This window comes from Aromatoleum sp. (assembly GCF_032027225.1).
GTDB lineage: Bacteria > Pseudomonadota > Gammaproteobacteria > Burkholderiales > Rhodocyclaceae > Aromatoleum.
Genome location: NZ_JAVSMM010000002.1, coordinates 25,689 through 47,989 on the forward strand (window position 1 = coordinate 25,689; position 22,301 = coordinate 47,989).

The window sequence follows — 22,301 nt, forward strand, 5'->3', positions numbered from 1 at the left end:
CCCGAACCCGAAGAGGTGCCAATGAAACTGCAACATGCCCTGCTCGCGCTGCAGGCGATCGCCGGCCGCGAGGTCGCCAAGTTCGTCCGCCAGGGCGGCCGCTTCGCCTCCGCGCTGGTGCGGCCGCTGCTGTGGCTCGTCGTGTTCGCCGCGGGTTTCCAGAACGTGTTCGGCGTGTCGATCATCCCGCCCTACGACACCTACATTCCGTACCAGGTGTATATCGTCCCCGGGCTGCTCGGCATGGTGCTGCTGTTCAACGGCATGCAGTCGTCGCTCGCGATGGTCTACGACCGCGAGATGGGCATGATGCGTTTGCTGCTGACTGCGCCGCTGCCGCGCGCCTATCTGCTTTTCGCGAAGCTGCTCGCGGGCACGCTGCTGTCGGTGCTGCAGGCTTACGTCTTTCTCGTCATCGCCGCGCTCTTCGGCGTCGACGTGCCGTGGAGCGGCTGGCTCTACGCGCTGCCGGTCGTCGTGCTCGCCGGCATGATGCTCGGCGCGCTCGGCCTGCTGCTGTCGGTGCATGTGCGCCAACTGGAGAACTTCGCCGGCACGATGAATTTCGTGATCTTTCCGATGTTCTTCGTCTCGCCCGCGCTGTACCCGTTGTGGAAGCTCGAGGAATCCGGCGCCGCGGCGATCCACGCGGTCGCGCAGTGGAACCCCTTCACGCACGCGGTCGAGGCGATCCGGTTCGCGCTCTACGGCCAGTTCGCCGGCGATTCGCTCGCGATCGTCGCCGGCTGCCTCGTCCTGTTCTTCACGCTCGCGGCCTGGGGCTACGACCCCCAGCGGGGCATCGCCAGGCGCGGCAAGCCGGCTTGACATGACGGGTCGCACGGTCGGAATTGTTCCGTCACGGCGCAAGTGTGTTCCAAAATGGAGCAGTGCTCTTGCGCCGCGGAAATTCAGGCAGAGGCGCTTGGCGGCCGCCGATAATGGTGTGGGATTCACACGCACCAGTGAAAACGCTCGGACCGATCAGTGGAGGAAACATCGATGAGACGCTCCTCGCCATCAACGGCGCATAGCGCCGCCAACGTCACCCCGGTCGAAGACCGGCTGGCTGAAACCAAGTCGTCGAACACCGACATTTCCCAGAACGATGTGCTTGCCCGGGCTGTAGCGGTCCGCCGCGCCGAGCTGTGGCTTGCCGAAAATAGCGACCCGCTGGCGAGTTCGAACGCCTATGTCGAGGCTTCCGCTCGCGCGCTATCGAGGGTTTTGATGTCGCGCTTCGAGGTATTGCGACATGCCCGTCAGCGGGGCATGTCGTAACCTGAAACCGCGCTCAAGGCGTCCGGTGCGTGACCCCGTGCGCGGAAAAGATGCGCACGAGGTCGCCCGAGCGCTGCAGCTCCGCCAGCGCGCCCGACAGCGCGGCGGCGAGTTCGTGGTGTTCCGCCTTGACGGCCATCCCCAGCGGCCAGCCGGTGACGCGCATCTCGGGCAGCGTGACCGAGTCGATCTCGTAGCCGGGGACGTCCTTCAGCGCGGCTTCGAGTTGGGCGCGCGTCGACATCACCGCGGCGACCTCCTTGCGCGAGAGCGCGGCGACCGCGTCGGTGACGTTGGGAAAATGGACGACGTTGTCGCGCAGGCGACCGTTGAGGACCTGCAGCAGGTAGTCGCTCGCGTGCGTATCGACTTCCGCGCCGATCTTCTCGCGCGTGAACACCTCGAAGGCATTCGCCGCCGAGCCCGCGATACGCGGCACGCGCGCGGGGTCGCGCGCAACCGCCATCGTCTCCAGGTGGTAAGGCGCGAAGATCTCGACCTTGTCGTTCTCGGCGGCAAAATGCGCGTCGACCGGCACGTGCATCATCACGTCGGCCGGCCGCGTCCCGAGGTAATGGCCGCGCCACACCATGTTGCGCAGGTCGTCGCTCATGTTCTCGTCGGCGGTGAATTCGACGAACTCCGCGCGCAGTCCCAGGCGCTGCGCGAGCGCCTGGCCGAGCGCGATATCGATCCCCTTGCCACGCGCCGAGTACGGCGCGAAGTTCGCATAGACCGCGACGCGCAGCGCTCCGGGCTGCTGCAGTTCGAGCTGGGCGACCGCATGCGCCGGCAGCATCGCGCCGGCGAGCAGCGCGGTCGCGGCGAAAAGGAAGTGGCGGCGATCATTTTTCACGGACGGTCTCCAGCCAGGCCCGGATGGCCCACATCGCTTCCTGCGACAGCGTGCCTTCGAACGGCGGCATGTACACGGCGCCGTTGCGCGTGACGCCGGTGCGCACGCGGCCGATGAAGTACTCGTCGGTTTCGGGCTCGATGTCGAGCTTGCGCAGATCCGGCGCAATGCCGCCCGAGACGGCGCCGAGCCCGTGGCAGCGCGCGCAGTTCTGGTTGAAGGCCGAATCGCCGATGCGGATCGCATCGGCGTTGTCGCGATAGGGATTGACCCCCTGCCAATCTTCGCCGAGCGGCTTCAGCCCCGACGTGTCCACCGCCTGCGGCGTGACGTCGCCATGCGCCGCGGCAAGGCCGGCGCCGGCGGCAAGGGCGATCGCGAGCGCTCCGAGGCGCAGTTTGCGGGTCAGCGTCGCCGTCGATTTATCGATGTTCACCTGTGTCTCCTCCTGGGTCGTTTGTAATCGGTGCCGCCGGGCGGCATGCGTCCACCTTCGCAAGGGCTATGCCACGAACGGGAAACGCGCCGAAACGCCTGAAAGCGAGCAATTTCGCGGGTTTACCGCTGGCAGGGAACTTGCTCGACTCCGTCACGGACTCGAACAGCCCGATTGCTTCAACACAGCCCAAGTGCTACGTTTTGACACAGGGTCGACACATAAAAAGGCCCGCGCAGAATCGCAGGGGACAAGGAGGAGGAGATGGGGGTCTTACCGCAACTGCGGGAGAGCCGCGACGAGAAGCTCGCGGCTGCCCGACGATTTTTCTTCGAGCTCGGCGAACTGCCCGAGACGGGGCTCGCGCCGCCGGTCCTGCGCTCCTGGCAGCGCTGCCGGACCGCGGGGCTCGATCATCTGGATCGTCATACCCTCGACCCGGTCGGCCGCGCGGAGCTTTCGGATGCGCGCGAGCGCAGCGTCGCGCTGCTCGACCAGGCCGGCGGCATCATGGAGCACCTGTTCGAGCAGATCCGCGCGTCGGGCAGCATGGTGATCCTGGCCGACAGCGACGGCCTGATCCTGCACAGCCTCGGCGACCCCGATTTCGTCGACCGCGCGCAGCAGGTCGCGCTGCGCCCCGGGGCTTCCTGGAACGAGGACGGGCGCGGCACGAACGCAATCGGCACGGCGATCGTCGAGCGCCGGCCGGTCGAAGTGCTGGGCGCCGAACACTACCTCGAACGCAACGGCTTCCTGACCTGCAGCGCCGCGCCGATCTTCGACGCGCTCGGCAAGGTCGTCGGCGTGTTCGACATTTCGGGCGCGGCCCATGTGCCGCAACGCCACACGCTGGGCCTCGTCCGCCTGTCGGTGCAGCTCCTCGAAAAGCGGCTGTTCGAATCGCGCTTCTCGAAGAACTTCCGCGTCGCCTTCCACTCGCGCCCGGAATACGTCGGCACGCTGCAGGAGGGACTGCTCGCGCTCGACGACGACGGTTACGTGATCGGTGCGAACCCGGTCGCGCGCGACTGCCTCAGCCTGCCCGCGGAGATAAGCGGCGCGCTGCCGCTCACGAATCTCTTCCGGATCGGTTTCGGTCAGCTTCTCGAACGCACCGCGAGCGCCGGCGACGCGCTGACGCAGCTCGAACTGCGGCGCGGCGACTCGGTGTACGTGCAGGTGCATGGGCATCGCCACGCGGCGGTGGAGCTGTCCCGCGGCGGCACCTCAACCCGCAGCACGGCGACACCGGCGAAAATCGCCGCCACCGGGTCGGCCCGCGCCACGTCCCCGTCGAAAACCGCTGCCGCCGCGGACCGGCCGGCACGACTCACGCTCGCCTGCCTCGCGACCGGCGACGCCCGCCTCCAGCTCGCGCTCGACCGGGCGCGCAAGGTGGAGGGCAAGGACATTCCGCTGCTGATCCAGGGCGAGTCGGGCGTCGGCAAAGAACTCTTCGCGCACGCGTTCCATAACAGCGGCCCGCGCGGCGACGGCCCGTTCGTCGCGCTCAACTGCGCGGCGATCCCCGAGAACCTGATCGAATCGGAGCTCTTCGGCTACAGCGGCGGCGCCTTCACCGGCGCGCGGCGCGAAGGCGCGATCGGCAAGATCCAGCAGGCCCACGGCGGCACGCTGTTCCTCGACGAAATCGGCGACATGCCGCTCGGCATGCAGGCGCGGCTGCTGCGCGTGCTGCAGGAGCGCAGCGTCACGCCGGTCGGCGCGCTGGCGTCGGTTCCGGTCGACATCTCGCTCGTCTGCGCGACGCACCGCGTGCTGCGCGACGCGGTGCGCCAGGGCGTGTTCCGCGAAGACCTGTACTACCGCGTGAACAGCCTCACCGTGACGCTGCCGCCGCTGCGCGAGCGCACCGACATCCGCGGGATCGTCGCCAAGCTACTCGCCGCCGAAACCCGCGACATGCGCCCGCAGGGCGTCGGCATCGGCGAGGAAGTCATGAGCTTCTTCGAGCGCTACGCGTGGCCCGGCAACATCCGTCAGTTGCAGAGCGTGATCCGCGTCGCGGTCGCGTTGCTCGACGACGACGAGGACGAAATCCGTCCGGTACACCTGCCCGAGGAGCTATTCAGCTGTCAATCGTCCGACGACGTCGGCGCGGTGCCGCCTGCCGCCGCTCCCGCCCAGCCCGCGGTCGAAGCCGGTCCCGAACCGCGGAGCCTCGACGAGATCGAACTCGCCGCGATCGCGACCGTCATCCGCGAAGTCGGCGGCAACGTCTCCGCCGCCGCCCGCCGCCTCGGCGTCAGCCGCAACACGCTTTATCGGAAGCTGGGGCGCATCGGCTGATCCGCGCGACGGACGCCGGGCATCGCGGCGCTCGACAGGCGAAGGACGACGTCGGCGGCATAGGAAGCCGCTAAGTCCGAGATCGCTCCGCTTGCCGGTCGCAGAACCGCAATCGGCGCGCGGCGAGCCCCTTCGGGCACCGTCGCGCGCCGTACGTCGTGCCGGCCCAGATGCCGGCTCGTCTCCAATCAGAAGAAGATGATGCCGCCGAGCGAGATCGTGCGCGTCTTCGTGTCGCCCGGGAACAGGTCGTCGCCGATGCCCTTCTCGCGGTTGTACTCGCCGACGAGCGTGATGTACTTGTTCAGGCTGTGATAGACGCCGAACGTCGCCGAGCGGAAGCGGTTCGTGTCCGCCAGCAGCCCGCCGCTGTCGCGGTTCTCGCCGTAGTTCAGTCCGACCTTCGTCTTGCCGAACTTGTACGTGCCCTGCACGAAGTAGCCCTTGCCGCGCGTCTTCTCGAACGGGGAAAAGTACAGCGCGCCGACCGTCGCCAGGCCCAGTCCGTCGCCGCTGAACCCATAGGCCACCGCCTCGAAGTTGCCGAACCCGAACTTGCCGCCGAGCTCGAACCCGCTCGCATCGAAGCTGCCGTCGCCGCTCGTGGCCTGATGGACACCGCCCGCCCACAGCGACGTGCTCGTGCTGTCCGACTTCCAGTCGTACGTCACCATCGCCTGGAAGCCCGGCGAATCGGTCTCGTCACCGGCGAACTTGTTCGGATCGAAGATGCCCGCCGACGCCGAGAAACCGCCCCACGTGGGCGTCGTGTAGGTGATCTGCGGCTGGAAGCCGGTGTACATGTAGCCGTGGCCGATCATCCCGAAGGTCGTGTTGAACGGCGTCGCCGCGTAGCTGTTGCCGCCGAGGCCCAGCAGCGTCATGTCGGCCAGGATGATCTTCTGCCCGAAAAGCCCGATGTCGCGGCCGAACTTGATCGTGCCCCAGTCGCTCGACCCGAACTGGAAGTACAGGTTGCGCGTGTCGATCTGCGAGAACGGGCTGTCGCACCCGACGGCACCGCCACACCCCGGATCGCTCGGCAGGCCGACGACGTCCGACTTGTCGTTGAGGCCGGGCGCGAAACCGACGTGCGCCTTGATGTCGAGGCCTTCGACCTTCGTCGTGAATACGAAATTGATCCACCCCGGGAGGAGCCCGTTCGTCAGCGCCGAGTCGTTCGTCCTGACCCCGTTCGCCTCGACCGAGCGATGCGCGTAGAACCCGTTGATCGTGCCGTTGATGTCGATCGTCGCGTCGCCCTGCGTGAAACTCACCGCGTTCGCGTCACCCAGTCCCGCCGCGGCGAGCGCCACCCCCAGTGCTGTCCCCTTCAACAGTCGAGCTTTCATTCCCTTCGTGCCTCCTTGGCTGCGGATCAATCTTTTTGGTTGAAGTCGCGGCGCGGACGTCACGCCCGACCGCCAGCGCAGGAGCGCAAGCACCGAGCCAGTGCGACTTCGGAGGCAAAACAGCGCATACCAGGGGAAAAAAGGGTGTTTTGCGGCGAAAACCGCTCAAGACCTGCGCCTGTTTGAGACAGACGCGAACAGTCGGGGGGCGACAGGTGTTCCAGGGTTGAGCAGTGGGCTGCGCCGCCTACCGCCGCCGGGTCGAACTATTTCGCGAGGACCCAACAGGTTCTTCGAGCCGAGGGCTTCGGTTTATTTTCTTCTCTCGGAGCAGAACCGCGGATGCACTTTCGCGTGCATGGAAGGGACGGTGAAGCTGGAACCCGTCATCGATGCGGCGCAGAGCCAGGCGGTGTCTCGACCTCGGCGATCGAGCTCACGCAGCGACTGCTTGGGCGCGCGGACATGACATCCGTGGCGCCTGGCACGCACGTTTCGTGCTGTTGCAGTTTCGATCGCACCGCCGCCCGAATTTGGTCGAGGCTGAACGACGAGGAATTCTTCCTTCCCGTCGAGCAGTTCCCGGTGTGTCGGGACGACGCGATGGCGAAATTGTTCGAGGCGCGACTATTGTCCGAACGGCACTTGGATTCGCCCGACCTTACGCAAATTCAATAGCCCGCGCGGCGCGCCGCTCCCGCAAGCCGCGTTGCGCGGGCGATGCCGCCTTTACCTGACGACGAGGTCGTTTTGTACCGATAGCACGCCGCCGACCGAGCGCGCGAGCTCGACCGCCTTCGCGCGTTCCGCTTCGCTCTTCACGGTGCCGCCGAGCCGGACGCGGCCCTTCGTGGTGTCGACGTCGATCGCCAGTCCGCCGACGAGCGGATCTTTCAGCAGCAACGCTTTCACCTTCGTCGTGATCGCCGCGTCATCGATATAGTCGCCGGTGCTCTCGGTCGAGCGGCTGCCGGCGCAGCCTGCAACGAGGGCTCCGACCAGGCCGAACATCAGGACCCGTCGCTGGTTTGAAATTTTTTCAACGCTTTGCATGGTTCCTCCTATTGCCGTCGGCGGAACCCTCGTCGGTCGGACGCAGGCTGGCCGCTTTCGGCATCGGTCTCGGGCTGTCGAAGCCCTGCTTCGGATTGGCCGGCAAGTGCCGGCCTTCACGTTTTCGCCATCCGCCCGGGGTATGTCGCGCGGAACCGGTCAGAAAACCGATGACGCCGTACGGGGCACCACGGAAGGATTACGGAAACGGCTCCATGCCGAAGCAATCACTGCTCCCGGAACTTCGAACGCACGCGTGCGATGCGTCGCGCCCATTTTTCCAGTCCTCGAATCAATCGTTCGCCGCTAGCCTGTCGCCCGACGCTGGCAGGGATCCGGCAAGCTCGGCGCGAACGTAATCGCATGCGACGCGGCGGTGATGCATCGAAGGCCGCGCGAAGCTGGCGCCGGGAGCGTGAAGATCGGAAGCTCGCCCGTCCGTTCGACGTGCCGAAGGTCGCGTCCGGCTGGACTAACGGCGGTGCGAATCCGGCGCCGCAAGGCCGAAGGTCAGGAGGTCGGCCGCGCGGTCAAGGGTCAGCGACAGCCGCGCGAGCTGGCGCTGCGTGCCGGCATCGTCGATCTCGCTGGCGAGCGCGTCGAGGGCCGTGACGGTCTGCCGCGGTGTGCGCTTTTGCTGCAGCATCGACCCGAGCAGCGTACGGACGTTTTCCGGCATGCCCCGCTTGCGCAGGTCGATCAGCGCGTGGCCGAGGTTGAGCGTCGCGACGAGACCCGCCGGCCAACGTTCCCCGAGCGTTTTCGCGCGGCCCAGATGCAGGGTCAGCCGCAGGATCGCGCGCGAAGTACGCGCGTGCCACGCGAGCCGGTCGCCGGCGTCCGATTCCAGGATGCGCTGCAGGTCGCGCCGGATCACGGTCGCGGCGTCGATCGCCTGACGTTGGGGCCGGAGCGGCAGCAGCACGAACAGGCCGGCCATCAGTCCGGCGGCGACCGCGAGCGCGACCGAATCGGCGAGGATGCGGCCGACGTCGTCGATCGCCGGCATCCCGGCCTGCGAGGCGAGCTGGAAGCACATGTTCGCGTCGATCGCGGCGATGCCGGTGCGTGGATTGGCGCGCCCGAAGCCACCGAGCACGAGGAACGGCACCACCGACAGCAGCAGCGCGGCGTTCGACGCGAGCTGCGGTTGCAGCACGAGGCGGTAGAACGTCGCCGCGACGACGCCGGTGACGACGCCGGCGAAAAGCTTCGGCGCGACGAACTGCGGCAACGGCAGCGAGCCGAGCACCATGACGAATATGCACACGCCGAGCGCGGCAAGCTCGACCGCGGGCAACGGCCATATGAGGCCGACCGCGCCCGCGCCGAAACTCGCCGCGGCGGCGAGCGCGGCGGTGCGTCCCGCGAGCGCCCATTCGCGGTGCGGCGCGAGGCGGATCCGCGTCGCGGGGGACACCGGCCGCGGCTCGCCGTGGGCGAGCGCATCGGCGGCGTCGAGAATCTGCCCGACCGCGATCTTGAGGCGCGCGATGGCGACGTCGTCGTCCGCCTCGGCCCACCCCGCCTCGCGCACCTCCGCCTGCGGTTCCCGACGCAGTTGGGCGGCGACGCGGTCGAGCCATTCGGGCAGCGTCGCGTCGATTCGGCATCCGGCATCCTTCAACGCCTGCGCCGCGGCGATCGTCGACAGCGAGCCGACGATGAGGAGATCGATGTCGCCGAGTCGCCGATAGCCCTCGACGGAGCCGGCAGCGAGCGGCCGCGCGGACGCATCGAGCTGGCTGATCTGTGCAATAAGCCGGGCCTCCTCTGCGGCGTCAGCGGCAGCGGCCGGGTCGCGGAGCACCCGCGCCGCGTACGTGACCGCGTCGGCCGACACCGAGCGCACCTGGGTATAGAACTCGGCGAGCGGCGACACCGGGGTCAGCACCGCGAGCACGAGCGTGCTGACGACGACGCCGATCAGCGTACATTCGACGCGCGCGATCGCGATGTCGAGCGATTCGGTCGGCGTCAGCAGCGCGGGGATCACGACCACCGCGGCGGTCATGCCGGCGAGCAGCGCGCCGTAACCATGGACGCCGCGCAGCAGATGCGTAAGCGCCGCATTGAGCCCCATCCAGCCCGCGAGCAGCGCCAGTTGCACGACCGGCGGCGCCGGCACATGCACCAGCGCGAAGCCGATGGCGGCGCCGATCAGCGTGCCGACGACGCGAAAGACCGCGCGCTCGACGACGAGCCCGCGCGACGCCTGGGTGAGCACCCACACCGGCATCGCCGCCCAGTAAGCGTTATGGACGTGCAGCAGCGACGCGATCGCGAACGACAGCCATGCGGCAAATGCCAGCGACAAGGCCTTGCGAATGATCTCGGGCTCGAAAAAACTCGCGAGCTCACGGAACGAACGGGATGAGGTCATGGGGGAAATATCGGGGCTGAATTGCGACCGCTGCGCACCGTGCAAGACGCCCCGCGGTCGGGACGCGAAATTCTAGGCTATTACTGGCCCGGCAAATTGATACAACCGTTCGCCCTGAGCTTGTCGAAGGGCGTTGCCAGGGCTTCGACAAGCTCAGCCCGAACGGTATTTAGCTGCCGGGTGAAACACGTAGATCGGCAACGCGTGATGCCCCGCCGCGCGAACCTCAGCCCGAACGGTATTTAAAAACGGTATCTTGCTGCCGAGTAAATAGCGCGTCATATAGTAGATGCGGCGACGGCCGGCGCACCGAGGCGGATGGTCGAGCCACGGGAGGATCGGGCAGGCTGGCACGACGACGACAACGCCCGCGCACCCGGATGGATGGCTGAGCCATCGGAAGTCGGCGTGAGCGCAGCGAAGGCCGACGCGACGGAGGGAGGGGCCGACCTACCGCGCGTCAGAACCCGATCGTCGGCCCGCGCCAGGAGTCGTCCCGCGGCCGCGCGCGCGCGACCGCCGCCTTGGCCTCGCACCACCCGTCGCACGCGTTGCGCCCCGGCCGTCTCCGCCAGAGGTTCAGCAAGCGTTTGCACTTCGCGTAGAAGTGGAAGAATCGCAGTACATCGTCGCATTCCGCCGTGCTCGGGCGATGGTCGCAGCAGACGAGCTTGTCGTCGCTCATGCCGCGGTCGGTCAGCGTCACCGCGCCCCATGCGAACGTGCTCAGCCGCGTGCCGCGCGCGAGCCGCGGACCGAGGACGAGCGCATCGAGGAGATCGTTGTCCCGCCCGAGGTAAGCGGGGACGGCGCCGTAATTGAACGGACACGGCAGCGGCGAGATGAAATCGATGCGCTCGGTCGAGCCGCGCTTGAGGAAGCTCCCGCGCGAGATCTCGATGACGACTTCGAGTTCGAGCGGCTCTTCGCTCCCGACACGAAGCGGCGCTTCGGATTTCATTGGATCGTGTCGACGCGCGATCTGTCGCCCCGGCAACCGCATACCGTCTGGCGCGAACGCTTCGGCAAGCTCAGGACAGACATCGCGAAGCCCGGCCCCACCCTTCGACGGACTCGGGGCGACCAGTAAGACGGGCGGTGGACATGCGGCTGAGACGGTCTCGGAGGCACGGTTTTGGCGAACTCGGAGCGTACGGTTGCGGGCGGGCGAGGACGAACGGCACCGGAGGTTTTTTCCAGGCTGCCATTTCGACCGTCGCGCACGCCATTCGTCTGCGGACCGGCGATCGAGTGCGCAGGCACGAGCTCCAGCGCAACCCCACCAGCTTGCGCCGGCCCGAGACGCCGAGCTTTCGCCACCGGCGCTTGGTATAGGTCTGCGCGTCCGACAGCGTGATTCCCATCGGTGCTGCATGCCCGGGGCGCAGGTCCTCCGAACTGCGCGTCTGTTTGTCGCCGCCGGAGTTGCCGCTCGTCGCACCCGTCGGGGTTCATGCCTCTACCCCCTGCCGCCAGTGGCCGGACCCGCCCGCACCCCGGATTCCGGAACCTCCCGCGCCCCGCGCGCCTCTCAGCGACATCCACCAAGGCTGGCAGCAGGACGGGCGATGGGGGAAGGATGGCGTACTCGGCTTCGATCGGCGTGCGTGCTTACCGCTTCAACGACCTGAAGGATCTGCTCGCGAAGGCGTCGCCGGCGCGCTCGGGTGACGCGCTCGCCGGGCTGGCGGCGGTGAGCTCGGTCGAGCGGATGGCGGCGCGGATTTGCCTCGCGGACGTGCCGCTGTCGCGCTTCCTCGACGAGCCGGTGATCCCGTACGAAAGCGATGAAGTCACGCGGCTGATCGTCGATCGCCACGACGCGCTCGCATTCGCCGGGATCGGCGCGATCACCGTCGGCGACTTCCGCGACTGGCTACTCGAAGACGCGACCGACAGCGCGGCCCTCGCGCGCGTCGCGCCCGGCATCACGCCGGAGATGGCCGCCGCGGTTTCGAAGCTGATGCGCAACCAGGACCTGATCCTCGTCGCGAAGAAGTGCCGCGTCGTCACGCGCTTTCGCGACACGATCGGCCTGCCCGGCCGGCTCGCGGTGCGGCTGCAGCCGAACCATCCCACCGACGACCCGAAAGGCATCGCCGCGTCGATGCTCGACGGCCTGCTGTACGGCTGCGGCGATGCGGTCGTCGGCGTCAATCCGGCCGGGGACAATCTGAACGGAATCATCGACCTGCTGCATCGGCTCGACGAGTTGCGCGCGCGCTTCGACATCCCGACGCAGACCTGCGTGCTGACGCACGTGACGAACACCTTGCACGCGATCGAGCAGCGCGCGCCGGTCGACCTCGTGTTCCAGTCGATCGCCGGCACCGAAAAGGCCAACGCGTCGTTCGGCGTGACGCTCGCGCTGCTCGCCGAGGTGCGCGATGCGGCCTTGTCGCTCGGCCGCGGCACCGTCGGGGACAACGTGATGTATTTCGAGACCGGCCAGGGCAGCGCGCTGTCGGCGGACGCGAACTTCGGCGTCGATCAGCAGACCTGCGAGGCCAGGGCCTACGCGGTTGCACGCGAGTTCGCGCCGCTGCTCACCAACAGCGTCGTCGGCTTCATCGGGCCGGAATATCTATACGACGGCAAGCAGATCATCCGCGCCGCGCTCGAGGATCACTTCTGCGGCAAGCTCCTCGGCGTGCCGCTCGGCGTCGACGTCTGCTACACGAACCACGCCGAAGCCGACCAGGACGACATGGACGTGCTGCTGACGCTGCTCGGCACCGCCGGCGTGACCTTCGTGATGGGCGTGCCGGGCGCCGACGACGTGATGCTGAACTACCAGAGCACGTCCTTCCACGACGCGCTGTACCTGCGCGAGCTGCTCGGCCTGAAACGCGCGCCGGAGTTCGAGGCGTGGCTCGAAGCGATGCACGTGACGGACGGGGCCGGCCGACTGCTGCCGGCTCCGTCACCGCGCCTGCTCGCAGCCGCCGAATCGATGACGGAACGCGCGAGATGACGGACCGCGCTGCTCCCGATCCATGGCACGCGCTGCGGCGGCTGACGCCGGCGCGGATCGCGCTCGGGCGCAGCGGCCCCGCGCTGCCCACGGCCGAAGTGCTGCGCTTCGGCCTCGCGCATGCGCAGGCACGCGACGCGGTGAATTTCGCGCTCGACGTCGCGGGGCTGCAGGACGAGCTTCGGACGCGCCATGACAGCAGCCTCGTCGTCCACAGTCGCACCCCGGACCGCGCCGCCTACCTGCTGCGCCCGGACCTCGGTCGACGGCTCGACGACGTGAGCGCCGCATTGCTTGCCAAAGCCGTCGCCCCGGCATCCGGCGCGTGCACGCTGCCGGACGTCGCGTTCGTCCTCGCCGACGGACTGTCGGCGCTCGCGGTGCAGCGTCATGCCCCGGCACTGCTCGACGCACTCGTACCGCGTCTGCCGCCCGACTGGACCATCGCGCCGATCGTCATTGCCGAACAGGCGCGCGTCGCGCTCGGCGACGAAATCGGTGAAATCCTCGGCGCGCGCCTCGTCGCGGTGCTGATCGGCGAGCGCCCGGGCCTGAGCTCGCCCGACAGCCTCAGCGTCTATCTCAGCTGGGCGCCGCAGCGAGGCTGCAGCGACGCCGAACGCAACTGCGTCTCGAACATCCGCCCCGAAGGACTCGGCTACGCCGCCGCCGCGATGCGGATCGCGTGGCTGATGCGCGAAGCCAGGCGTCTGCAACGGACGGGCGTCGAACTCAAGGACCGCAGCGACTTGCCGGAAATCGCTGAAGATTCGGCGACGAGCGAGTAACAGCCGCCCCGCGGCGCCGCTTCTTATATCCGTGAATGCTGGAGTGCAGTCCATGGAAATCCGTGAAGACGAATTCGTAGCTGCCAACCGACGGGGCAGGACCGCCCAAGCGGGGCCGCGTGCTCTGTCGGCCAGCTACGACGCCGAGAACCGGTCCGTGCTGATCACGCTCAACAACGGGCTGCAACTGACCGTACCTGCCGCGCTGGTGCAAGGCCTGGAGGCCGCCACGCCCGCCGAGCTGGAGCGGATCGAGATCTCGCCTTCCGGGCTCGGCCTGCATTTTCCGGATATCGACGCGGATCTATACATTCCGGCGCTCATCGAGGGCTGGTTCGGCTCGAAAAGCTGGATGGCGAAGATCGGCCGCCAAGGCGGCACGACGAAGTCCGCAGCAAAGGCGGAAGCCGCCCGCCGGAACGGGAAGCTCGGCGGCCGGCCGCGGCGCGGCGCCGCGTGAGGATCGGGGGGTCGGGACCGGCCGCCCCGCTCGTTGATTCCCCCTCCGTGGTCTAAGTTGAATCGTCGCGGAGCGGAAAGCGGGAGTCGGGCAATGTGGCGCACGCATGAAGTTTTCAACCAGGTGCCGGCGCTCGCCGATTTCGATCTTTTCGGGAGCGATGCCGCGTTGCAAGAGGCCGTCGCGCTGCACGGCGCGGGTTGGCACGCGGGGGCGCTCGCGGCCCAGGGCGGACAGCTCGGCAGCGCGGCGACGCTGCGGCTGGCCGACCTCGCGAACCGTCATCCGCCCGAACTGATGACCCACGACCGGTCCGGGCGCCGGGTCGACCGGGTGGAGTTCCACCCGGCGTGGGCGGAGCTGATGCGGATGCTGTACGCGGACGGCGTCCATAGCTCGGCCTGGCTCGATCCGCGTCCCGGCGCGCACGTCGCGCGGGCGGCGTCGTTCTATCTGCACGGGCAGGCGGAAGCCGGATCGCTATGTCCGGTGACGATGACGTTCGCGTCGCTTCCGGTGCTGCGCCGCGAGCCGGCGCTGTTCGCGCAGCTCGAATCGGGGTTCCGCTCACATGAGTACGACCCGCAGGACGCGCCGCTGTCGCGGAAGACCTCGCTCACGATCGGCATGGGGATGACCGAAAAACAGGGCGGCTCGGACCTGCGCGGCAACACGACGCAGGCGACCGCGAACGGCCGCGCGGCGGGCGGACTGCGGACCTACACGCTGGTCGGCCACAAGTGGTTCTTTTCGGTGCCGACCTGCGACGCGCACCTCGTGCTCGCGCGGACGGGCGAAGCCTTGTCGTGCTTCTACGTCTCCCGATGGCTCCCCGACGGCAACCGCAACGCGGTGCGCATCCTGCGGCTGAAGGACAAGCTCGGCAACCGCTCGAACGCATCGGCGGAAGTCGAGTTCGAGGACGCGATCGGGGTCCTGGTCGGCGACGAAGGGCGCGGCATCGCGACGATCATGGAGATGGCGGCGCAGACGCGGCTCGACTGCGTGCTCGGCAGCGCCGCGCTGATGCGCCGCGCGCTCGTCGAGGCGATCCACCACGCGCGGCATCGCTCGGCATTCGGCCGCCTGCTTGCCGAACAGCCGCTGATGCAGAGCGTGCTCGCCGACCTCGCGCTCGAAAGCGAAGCGGCGACCGCGCTCGCGATGCGGCTCGCGGCATCCGTCGATGGGTCGGATGAAAGCCTGCGCGAGCGGGCGTACCGGCGCATCGTCACGCCGGCGGCGAAGTTCTGGATCTGCAAGCGCGCGATCGCGTTCGCGGCCGAATGCATGGAAGTCTGGGGCGGCAACGGCTACGTCGAGGACGGTCCGATGGCGCGGATTTTCCGCGAAGCGCCGGTGAACTCGATCTGGGAAGGCTCGGGCAACGTGATGTGCCTCGACGTGCTCCGCGCCGTCGCGCGCGAGCCGGACGCCCGCGAAGCGCTGCTGCAGGACTTCGGCGAGACGACGGCCGGCGAACCGCTGCTCGATCGCGCCCTTGCCGCGCTGTCTTCGGCGCTGAGGTCCCCGACCGACAGCGAGCGGCTCGCCCGCCGCACCGCGACGCAGCTCGTGCTGCTCGCGCAGGCAGCGTTGCTCCGCCGACACGCGCCGGAGCCGATCGCCGACGCCTTCATCGCAAGCCGGTTCGACGGGTCGGGCCAGGTTGCCGGGCTGACGGAGCTGCCCGACGCGGCGACGATCCTCGCGCGCGCGTGGCCGGGTTGAACGTGCATTTCTTACCTGCGCTGCCCGGGCGGGGCGTCGCCCGCCCATCCGGGGAGCAGCCCGAAGCGGCAACGAGCGCGGGACCGGTAGATGCTTGCGGGTCTGCGTCCTTTGCGACCATCGGACAAGCAAGGAGGAATCGAAATGCAGACGAATCAGACGTCGCCGCTCGACGGCAAGAAGGTAGCGGTGTTGATGACCGACGGGGTCGAGCAGGTGGAATACACGGACCCGCGCCGTTTCCTCGAGCAGCACGGCGCGCGCGTGACGCTGCTGTCACCGAAGGCGCAAGGCGAGGAAGTCCAGGGCTACAACCACCTGTCGGCGGGCGATCGTTTCCGCGTCGAATTGAACGTGAGCGACGCGCGGCCCGAAGATTTCGACGCTCTCGTGCTGCCCGGCGGCGTTGCGAATCCGGACGCATTGCGCCTCGCGCCGGACGCGATCGGCTTCATCCGCGAGTTCGGGCGGCAGGACAAGCCGCTCGCCGCGATCTGCCACGGGCCGTGGACCTTGATCGACGCGGATCTCGTCAAGGGCCGCCGCATGACGAGTTGGCCGAGCCTGAAGGAGGACCTGCGCAATGCCGGCGCCGAATGGAGCGACGAGGAGGTCGTCGTCGACGGCAAACTCGTGACGAGCCGCAAGCCCGACGACCTGCCGGCCTTCGACGACGCGCTGCTGCAGGCCTTGACCGCGTCGGCCAATCCGACCGGCGGGCAGCAGGCTGCACGGCGATGAGGGCTGCGGCCGGCGGCTCTTTCGTGCGCGGCCGGGCGGCACGCGCTTGCGGTGAATCGCGGAGCGTCGTTGCGCCGGGCGCAAGCGGGAACTGACCGGCGATGTTCATCGGACCGCCCGACACTTTTCCCCGCCTCGTCGGCGATATCGGCGGCACGAACGCGCGCTTTGCGACGATAGCCGCCTCCGGCGGCGACCTCGGGGCCGTCGGCGTCGTGTCCTGCGCCGACTTCGCCGGTCCGCGCGAGGCGATCGAGCATTACCTCGCGACGAGCGGACAGCCGCGCCCGCGCTGGTGCGCGCTCGCGATCGCGAATCCGGTCGAAGGCGATTTCCTGCAGATGACGAACCACGACTGGGCATTCTCGATCGGTGCGCTGCACGACGCGCTCGGCGTCGAGCACCTGCTCGTGCTCAACGACTTCACCGCGCTCGCGATGGCGATCCCGTTGCTGCAACCCGACGAGCTCGTGCAAGTCGGCGGAGGCGCGCCCGTCTCGCAGCGCGCGATCGCGCTGCTCGGTCCGGGCACCGGGCTCGGCGTCTCCGGACTCGTGCCCTGCGGCGAGGATTACACCGCGATCGTCGGCGAAGGCGGCCACATGACGCTGGCCGCGAGCGATCCGCACGAAGCCGAGCTGATCGCGGAATTGACGAAGCGCTTCGGTCACGTGTCGGCCGAACGGGCGCTATCCGGCCCCGGCATCGTCGCGCTCTACGAGGCGCATGCGGCGCTCGCGGGCGAGACGCCCGACCCGATCGGCGCGCCGGCGATCAGCGCCCGCGCGCTCGCCGGGTCGTGCCGGCTGTGCACCGCGACGCTGACGGCATTCTGCGCGCTGCTCGGCACGGTCGCCGCGGATCTCGCGCTGGTCCTGGGCGCGCGCAGCGGCGTGTATGTCGGCGGCGGCATCATCCCGCAGCTCGGCGAGTCCTTCCTGCGCTCGCCGTTCCGCGCCCGTTTCGAACACAAGGGCCGCTTCAGTTCCTACCTCGCCGCGATTCCCACGTATGTGATCCACGCTGCGCAGCCCGGCCTGCGGGGCGCCGCGCGCGCGCTCGCGGCATCGGCGCCTCGCGTCCGCGAATAACCCGGAGGCTTCGACAAGCCCGTGGTGAACGAAATCGAGGGGCTCGACCCGGCCGCCGACTCGCGGACGGGTCGAGCCCCTCGGGCGGATCCTGCTTACCCGCGCGGCTTGCGCGGCGCGCGTCGAGGCGCGCTGCCGGACGATTCGTCGCCCGCTTTGCCCCCCGCGCTGCGGCCTTCGCGCCTCGAAGTCGCAGCACCTTCCTTCGGTGCTGCGACCGTGCGCTGCCGTGTGCGCGCGGCCGGCGTCGCCGGGGACGACTCCGCTGCTGTGGTCGTCGAAGCGCCTGCCGCGCCGCTGGGCGCCGGTGCCGCTCCTTCGCTCGGCGCAGCGTCCGCCGTTCCTGTGCTCCCCGCGGGTGCAGCGGACGGGGTCGCTGCGGCCGCCGAACCCGACGCGCTCGCCGCGGGCTTCGCTGTTCCCGTGCTCTCCGAGCTTCCCGCCGCCGGCAAGGCCGTTTTGGCTGCCGGATCTGCCGAAGCCGGGCCGGCTTGCGTTTCCGGCGTCGCCGGCCGCGCACGCTGGAACAGCGCCTTGATGCGTTCGAAGCGGTCGGCCGCGTGCGCGCTGAGTTCACCACTCGCGGCGAGCACCTGCTCGATCTGCGCGAAATGCACGTCGATCTCGGCGGCGCTCAGCCCCTTCAACAGCGTCGGAATCGCTTCCAGGGCGGCCTCGCGCGCCTGCTTAAGGATGAAGAACTGCTCGCGCAGGAGCTGCTTGAAGTCGGCGAGCTTGATGCCCCGCTCGAACTCGGCACGCGTCGCACGCATCCGCTTGAAGTTGCGTTCGTCGGTCGACGGCGCGCCACCGAGCACGTAGATGATCGAGCGCATCACCGCTTCCTGGCTGCCGCCTTCGGCGATGCGCGCGCGCAATTCGGCCTGCCGCCGCGCGATGAAGCGGCGATGCTCCGGCTCGGCGCCGGGACGCCGACGATGCGCGTGCACGTCGCCGCCGATGCCCACGAGCGCCTGCAGCAACGGTTGACCGTAGATCTGCAGGAAGAGCGCCTCGTTCGCCCGGTCACGCAGGTCGCCCCACGCGTCGAGCCCACGGACGATCTGCTCGGACATGTGGTTTTCGACGAGGCGGAAGATGTTGTCCTCGCCGACCGGGTGACGGTCCGCGCGAATCTTCTCCGCGAGCATCGGCAACATCGCGGTCAGCGGGTTGCGGTCCGACAGCAGCCGGTAGCGCAGCCGGCTCGGATGCATCAGGCGCAGGAATCTCGCCGACTCGGGTGTCGCGAACGCGCGCACCCACGGCTGCACGAACAGCCGGTACAGACCGAGGTTGATCCCCGACACGCGCGCCACGGTAGCGAAGCGCGTGTCGTCCTCCGGGCGATGCACGACGTCCTCGTCGAGGTCCTCGATCGAGCGCGGCGTGAATTCCAGCAGGTACTCGCGCTCGATCAGCCCCGCATCGCGACGGTCCGCGGCGCGCGAAATCGACGTCTCGTAGAGGCCCGGCGGAAGCACGTCGATGTAGTCCATGTTCGCGGTGAATTCGGTGTGTTCCTTCCGCGACACGCTGCCCGACACGAAGATGCCGAGGTGGCCGGTGCTGTCATGGACGCAATAGACGATCGTCTGCTCGTTCGCGACGATGCCCGCGACGTCCTCGTAGAGGTCGCGAATCCAGCCCAGTGCCTGCGGCGGTGGCGTGATGTCGTCGCCGCGCGAGCAGAACACGACGACCGGCGAGCGCACGTTGCGCAGATCGATGCGCCGCCCGTCGGAGGTCGAGAGCTGCGCCGACGAGAGCCGGTTGCCGACGAAGAGGTTATCGACGATGTACTGGATCTCGTCGCCGCCGAGCACGACGTGCCCGCCCCACCAGCGCTCGAACTCCAGATAGCGCGTCGCCTCGGTGTCGACGTTCGCGAACACGCGGTACTGCTTCGTCCACCAGGTGTTCGCGGGATTCATGTTCTCGAAGTTCTGCACCAGCCACGCGCCGTCGAAGAGCCCGCCGCCCATGTCGCTCAAGAGCGCGGTGACCCAGCTGCCGCCGCTCAGGCCGCCGGTGTAGCGCATCGGCGACTTGCCGCGTTCGCCCGCCCAGTACGACAGCGGCGACCCCGCGATGAGGATCGGGCCGAAGAGATCCGGCTCGAGCGCCGCGGCCATCATGATCTGCCAGCCGGCCTGGCAGTTGCCGACGACCATCGGTTTTTCGCAGGTGCTCGAATGACGCTCGACGACGTGGCGCAGGAACGCGACTTCCGCCTCGATGACGTCCTCGACGGTCTGCCCCGGCTCCGGGTACGGCAGGAAGCCGATGAAGTAGCAGGGATGGCCGGCGCGCAGCGCGACGCCGATCTCGCTATCGGGCTTGAAGCCGCCGATGCCCGGTCCGTGGCCGGCGCGCGGATCGACGACGACGAAGGGGCGCTTCAGCGGGTCGATCGAGATTCCCTCGGGCGGCACGATGCGCATCAGCTCGTAATTGACCGGGCGCGGCAATGTGCGTCCGTCCACCAGCACCTCGGCTTCGAAGCCGAGCACGCTGGGCTTGGTCTTCACGATGTGCTCGAGGTACTGGTTGCCGCGATGGCGCATGACGTCGAGGAACAACACGCTGCGCTCGAAGGTGTCGCGCCAGTAATCGACGGCCGAACGCGCGAAGGAGACCGGGTCCATGAAAGGCAGCACAGGCACGGGCGAGGTCGGTATCGGAGAATTCATTCCGGACTCCATGAGTTGCCGCGGCGCGCGAAAACGGCATCGTCGCGGTAGTCGAATCGGTAAAAACGGGTATCAGGATATGCCTTCCGGCGCCGATCTTCAGCCACTGCCATGTCAGGGTTTTCTGCCGGGAGACTTCCGGTGCGGGCCGTCACGCGGTGCGCGGTCATGGCGATCAGGTGTTCGACAGCCCGCCGCTGCCGGTCATGCCGATCACGCCGAGGAATTCCCGGCGCGTCGACGCGTCGTCGCGGAACGCGCCCAGCATGCGGCTCGTGACGAGCCCGGCACCGGGTTTGTGCACCCCGCGCGTCGTCATGCACTGGTGCGACGCCTGGATCACGACCGCGACGCCTTTCGGCTGCAACACGGCCTGCAGCGTATCGGCGATCTGCACGGTCATCTTCTCCTGGATCTGCAGCCGCTTCGCGTAGATCTCGACGAGCCGCGCGAGCTTCGAGATGCCGACGACGCGGCGGTTCGGCAGGTAGCCGATGTGCGCCTTGCCGATGATCGGCACCATGTGGTGCTCGCAGTGGCTCTCGAAGCGGATGTCGTTCATGACGATCATCTCGTCGTAGCCCTCGACTTCCGAAAACGTCTTCGCGAGGACGTCGGCGGGGTCGAGGAGGTAGCCGGCGAAGAACTCCTCGTACGCGCGGACGACCCGAGCGGGGGTTTCGATCAGCCCTTCGCGCGCCGGGTCGTCACCCGCCCAGCGGATCAAGGTCCGCACCGCCTCCTCGGCCTCGCTACGCGTCGGACGCGCCGGCCATTCGCCGAAGTCGGTCGGTCCCTTCGCATTCGTGCTCATTGTTTTCTCCTGTTGGCACCTGCCGTTCCGCGGGCCGTCGGCCCCGGCACTGAGTGGCCGGCGGGGCATGTCGGACGGCGCCCCGGGCTTTTCCCGGGGGCGTCCACCGTAGTCCCGCATCGCGCGCGCGTCCACCCGTCGGCAGCAGGCGTCGCGCTGCGGAACCCGCGCGGGCCATGACGTTTGCACGCACCCGCGATGGGGCATAGACTCTCCGCCGCATCTCATTCACCCAAGGAGCACTGCGATGGCCATGATGAAAGCAACCGTTTTCGTCGCCCCCGGACGGATCGAACTGATCGACAAGCCGGTCCCGACCGTCGGCCCGAACGACGCGCTCGTCCGCATCACGACGACGACGATCTGCGGCACCGATGTCCACATCCTGAAGGGCGAATATCCGGTTGCGACCGGTCTGACGATCGGCCACGAGCCGGTCGGCATCATCGAGAAACTCGGCGCGAACGTGCAGGGCTACGTCGAAGGCCAGCGCGTGATCGCCGGCGCGATCTGCCCGAGCTTCACGTCCTACGGCTGTCAGGACGGTGTCCCGTCGCAGGATGGCGGCGCCGCAGGCCACGGCTACAAGCCGACGGGCGGCTGGCGCTTCGGCAACACGATCGACGGTACGCAGGCGGACTACGTGCTGGTGCCGGACGCGCAGGCGAACCTCGCCCCCGTCCCCGACGGGCTGACCGACGAACAGGTCCTGATGTGCCCGGACATCATGTCCACCGGCTTTGCGGGCGCCGAAGCGGCGAACATCCGCATCGGCGACATCGTCGCGATCTTCGCACAGGGGCCGATCGGGTTGTGCGCAACCGCCGGCGCGAAGCTGCGCGGCGCGAGCATGATCATCGCGGTCGACGGCGTGAACGAGCGCCTGACGATCTCGCGCAACCTCGGCGCGGACGTCACGCTGAACTTCCGCGAATGCGACGTCGTGAGCGAAATCCTGAAGATCACCGGCGGGCGCGGCGTCGATGCCTCGATCGAGGCGCTCGGCCTGCAATCGACATTCGAATCGGCGCTGCGCGTGCTGAAACCCGGCGGCACGCTGTCGAGCCTCGGCGTCTATTCGAGCGACCTGACGATCCCGCTCGGCGCGTTCCACGCCGGCCTCGGCGACAACAAGATCGTCACGTCGCTGTGCCCTGGCGGCAAGGAGCGGATGCGCCGCTTGCTGAACGTCGTCGCATCCGGACGCGTCGACCTCGGGCCGCTCGTGACGCACACCTACAAGCTCGACGACATCGTCGCCGCATACGACCTCTTCGCGAACCAGCGCGACGGCGTGCTGAAGGTGGCCATCAAGCCGTCCTGACCGGCGGCACG

General features: G+C 68.4%; 18 protein-coding genes. 10 read left to right on the forward strand and 8 right to left on the reverse strand.

Annotated elements, in window-relative coordinates; all coding sequences use genetic code 11:
• Positions 1 to 21: 21 nt before the first annotated feature.
• Positions 22 to 828, forward strand: a complete 807-nt coding sequence (locus ROZ37_RS03405; RefSeq protein WP_312657539.1) for an ABC transporter permease — start codon at positions 22 to 24, stop codon at positions 826 to 828.
• 174 nt (positions 829 to 1,002) lie between these two features.
• Positions 1,003 to 1,281 carry a type II toxin-antitoxin system CcdA family antitoxin gene (locus tag ROZ37_RS03410; protein WP_312657540.1) on the forward strand — a complete coding sequence of 93 codons (279 nt, stop codon included), beginning with the start codon at positions 1,003 to 1,005 and terminating at the stop codon, positions 1,279 to 1,281.
• A gap of 13 nt (positions 1,282 to 1,294) precedes the next feature.
• Here ROZ37_RS03410 and ROZ37_RS03415 read toward each other — a convergent pair whose 3' ends face one another.
• Both ROZ37_RS03415 and pedF read right to left on the reverse strand, forming a co-directional pair.
• Entirely contained in the window at positions 1,295 to 2,137 is an 843-nt protein-coding gene (locus ROZ37_RS03415) for a transporter substrate-binding domain-containing protein (RefSeq protein WP_312657542.1), read from the reverse strand.
• The gene (gene pedF, locus ROZ37_RS03420) at positions 2,127 to 2,573 is read right to left on the reverse strand and encodes a cytochrome c-550 PedF (RefSeq protein ID WP_312657543.1); all 447 of its coding nucleotides are present in this window, start codon (positions 2,571 to 2,573) and stop codon (positions 2,127 to 2,129) included. The genes ROZ37_RS03415 and pedF overlap by 11 nt, the downstream gene beginning before the upstream one ends.
• Positions 2,574 to 2,837: 264 nt before the next feature.
• On the opposite strand from pedF, the gene ROZ37_RS03425 reads away from it, so the two are divergent.
• Positions 2,838 to 4,886 carry a sigma-54-dependent Fis family transcriptional regulator gene (locus tag ROZ37_RS03425; RefSeq protein ID WP_312657544.1) on the forward strand — a complete coding sequence of 683 codons (2,049 nt, stop codon included), beginning with the start codon at positions 2,838 to 2,840 and terminating at the stop codon, positions 4,884 to 4,886.
• A 188-nt stretch (positions 4,887 to 5,074) separates the two neighbouring features.
• Here ROZ37_RS03425 and ROZ37_RS03430 read toward each other — a convergent pair whose 3' ends face one another.
• From ROZ37_RS03430 to ROZ37_RS03445, 4 genes are all read right to left on the reverse strand, one after another.
• The gene (locus ROZ37_RS03430) at positions 5,075 to 6,238 is read right to left on the reverse strand and encodes a porin (RefSeq protein WP_312657545.1); all 1,164 of its coding nucleotides are present in this window, start codon (positions 6,236 to 6,238) and stop codon (positions 5,075 to 5,077) included.
• A 729-nt stretch (positions 6,239 to 6,967) separates the two neighbouring features.
• On the reverse strand, positions 6,968 to 7,291 hold the full coding sequence (locus ROZ37_RS03435) for a BON domain-containing protein (protein WP_312657546.1): 324 nt from the start codon (positions 7,289 to 7,291) through the stop codon (positions 6,968 to 6,970).
• 472 nt (positions 7,292 to 7,763) lie between these two features.
• Positions 7,764 to 9,674, reverse strand: coding sequence for an FUSC family protein (locus ROZ37_RS03440; RefSeq protein WP_312657547.1), 1,911 nt, complete (start codon positions 9,672 to 9,674; stop codon positions 7,764 to 7,766).
• A gap of 460 nt (positions 9,675 to 10,134) precedes the next feature.
• Positions 10,135 to 10,635 carry an inorganic diphosphatase gene (locus ROZ37_RS03445; protein ID WP_312657550.1) on the reverse strand — a complete coding sequence of 167 codons (501 nt, stop codon included), beginning with the start codon at positions 10,633 to 10,635 and terminating at the stop codon, positions 10,135 to 10,137.
• 618 nt (positions 10,636 to 11,253) lie between these two features.
• On the opposite strand from ROZ37_RS03445, the gene ROZ37_RS03450 reads away from it, so the two are divergent.
• The 6 genes from ROZ37_RS03450 to ROZ37_RS03475 all read left to right on the forward strand — a co-directional run bounded on the left by ROZ37_RS03450 (position 11,254) and on the right by ROZ37_RS03475 (position 17,459).
• Positions 11,254 to 12,648: an ethanolamine ammonia-lyase subunit EutB gene (locus tag ROZ37_RS03450; protein WP_312657552.1), complete on the forward strand. Its 1,395-nt coding sequence runs from the start codon at positions 11,254 to 11,256 to the stop codon at positions 12,646 to 12,648.
• A complete protein-coding gene (gene eutC, locus ROZ37_RS03455; RefSeq protein WP_312657554.1) occupies positions 12,645 to 13,436 on the forward strand; it encodes an ethanolamine ammonia-lyase subunit EutC in 792 nt (263 codons plus the stop codon). Before ROZ37_RS03450 ends, eutC begins: the two co-directional genes overlap by 4 nt.
• A 52-nt stretch (positions 13,437 to 13,488) precedes the next feature.
• Positions 13,489 to 13,896: a DUF2442 domain-containing protein gene (locus ROZ37_RS03460; protein WP_312657556.1), complete on the forward strand. Its 408-nt coding sequence runs from the start codon at positions 13,489 to 13,491 to the stop codon at positions 13,894 to 13,896.
• A gap of 93 nt (positions 13,897 to 13,989) precedes the next feature.
• Positions 13,990 to 15,627, forward strand: a complete 1,638-nt coding sequence (locus tag ROZ37_RS03465) for an isovaleryl-CoA dehydrogenase (RefSeq protein ID WP_312657557.1) — start codon at positions 13,990 to 13,992, stop codon at positions 15,625 to 15,627.
• Between the two features lie 144 nt (positions 15,628 to 15,771).
• The gene (locus tag ROZ37_RS03470) at positions 15,772 to 16,368 is read left to right on the forward strand and encodes a type 1 glutamine amidotransferase domain-containing protein (RefSeq protein WP_312657559.1); all 597 of its coding nucleotides are present in this window, start codon (positions 15,772 to 15,774) and stop codon (positions 16,366 to 16,368) included.
• Positions 16,369 to 16,469: 101 nt separating this feature from the next.
• Entirely contained in the window at positions 16,470 to 17,459 is a 990-nt protein-coding gene (locus ROZ37_RS03475; protein ID WP_312657561.1) for a glucokinase, read from the forward strand.
• Between the two features lie 95 nt (positions 17,460 to 17,554).
• On the opposite strand, the gene ROZ37_RS03480 is transcribed toward ROZ37_RS03475, so the two are convergent.
• Positions 17,555 to 20,152, reverse strand: a complete 2,598-nt coding sequence (locus ROZ37_RS03480; protein WP_312657563.1) for a DUF3141 domain-containing protein — start codon at positions 20,150 to 20,152, stop codon at positions 17,555 to 17,557.
• Between the two features lie 175 nt (positions 20,153 to 20,327).
• Positions 20,328 to 20,966, reverse strand: coding sequence for a GTP cyclohydrolase I FolE (gene folE / locus ROZ37_RS03485; RefSeq protein WP_312657565.1), 639 nt, complete (start codon positions 20,964 to 20,966; stop codon positions 20,328 to 20,330).
• 247 nt (positions 20,967 to 21,213) lie between these two features.
• On the opposite strand from folE, the gene ROZ37_RS03490 reads away from it, so the two are divergent.
• Entirely contained in the window at positions 21,214 to 22,290 is a 1,077-nt protein-coding gene (locus ROZ37_RS03490) for an NAD(P)-dependent alcohol dehydrogenase (RefSeq protein ID WP_312657566.1), read from the forward strand.
• Positions 22,291 to 22,301: the final 11 nt, after the last annotated feature.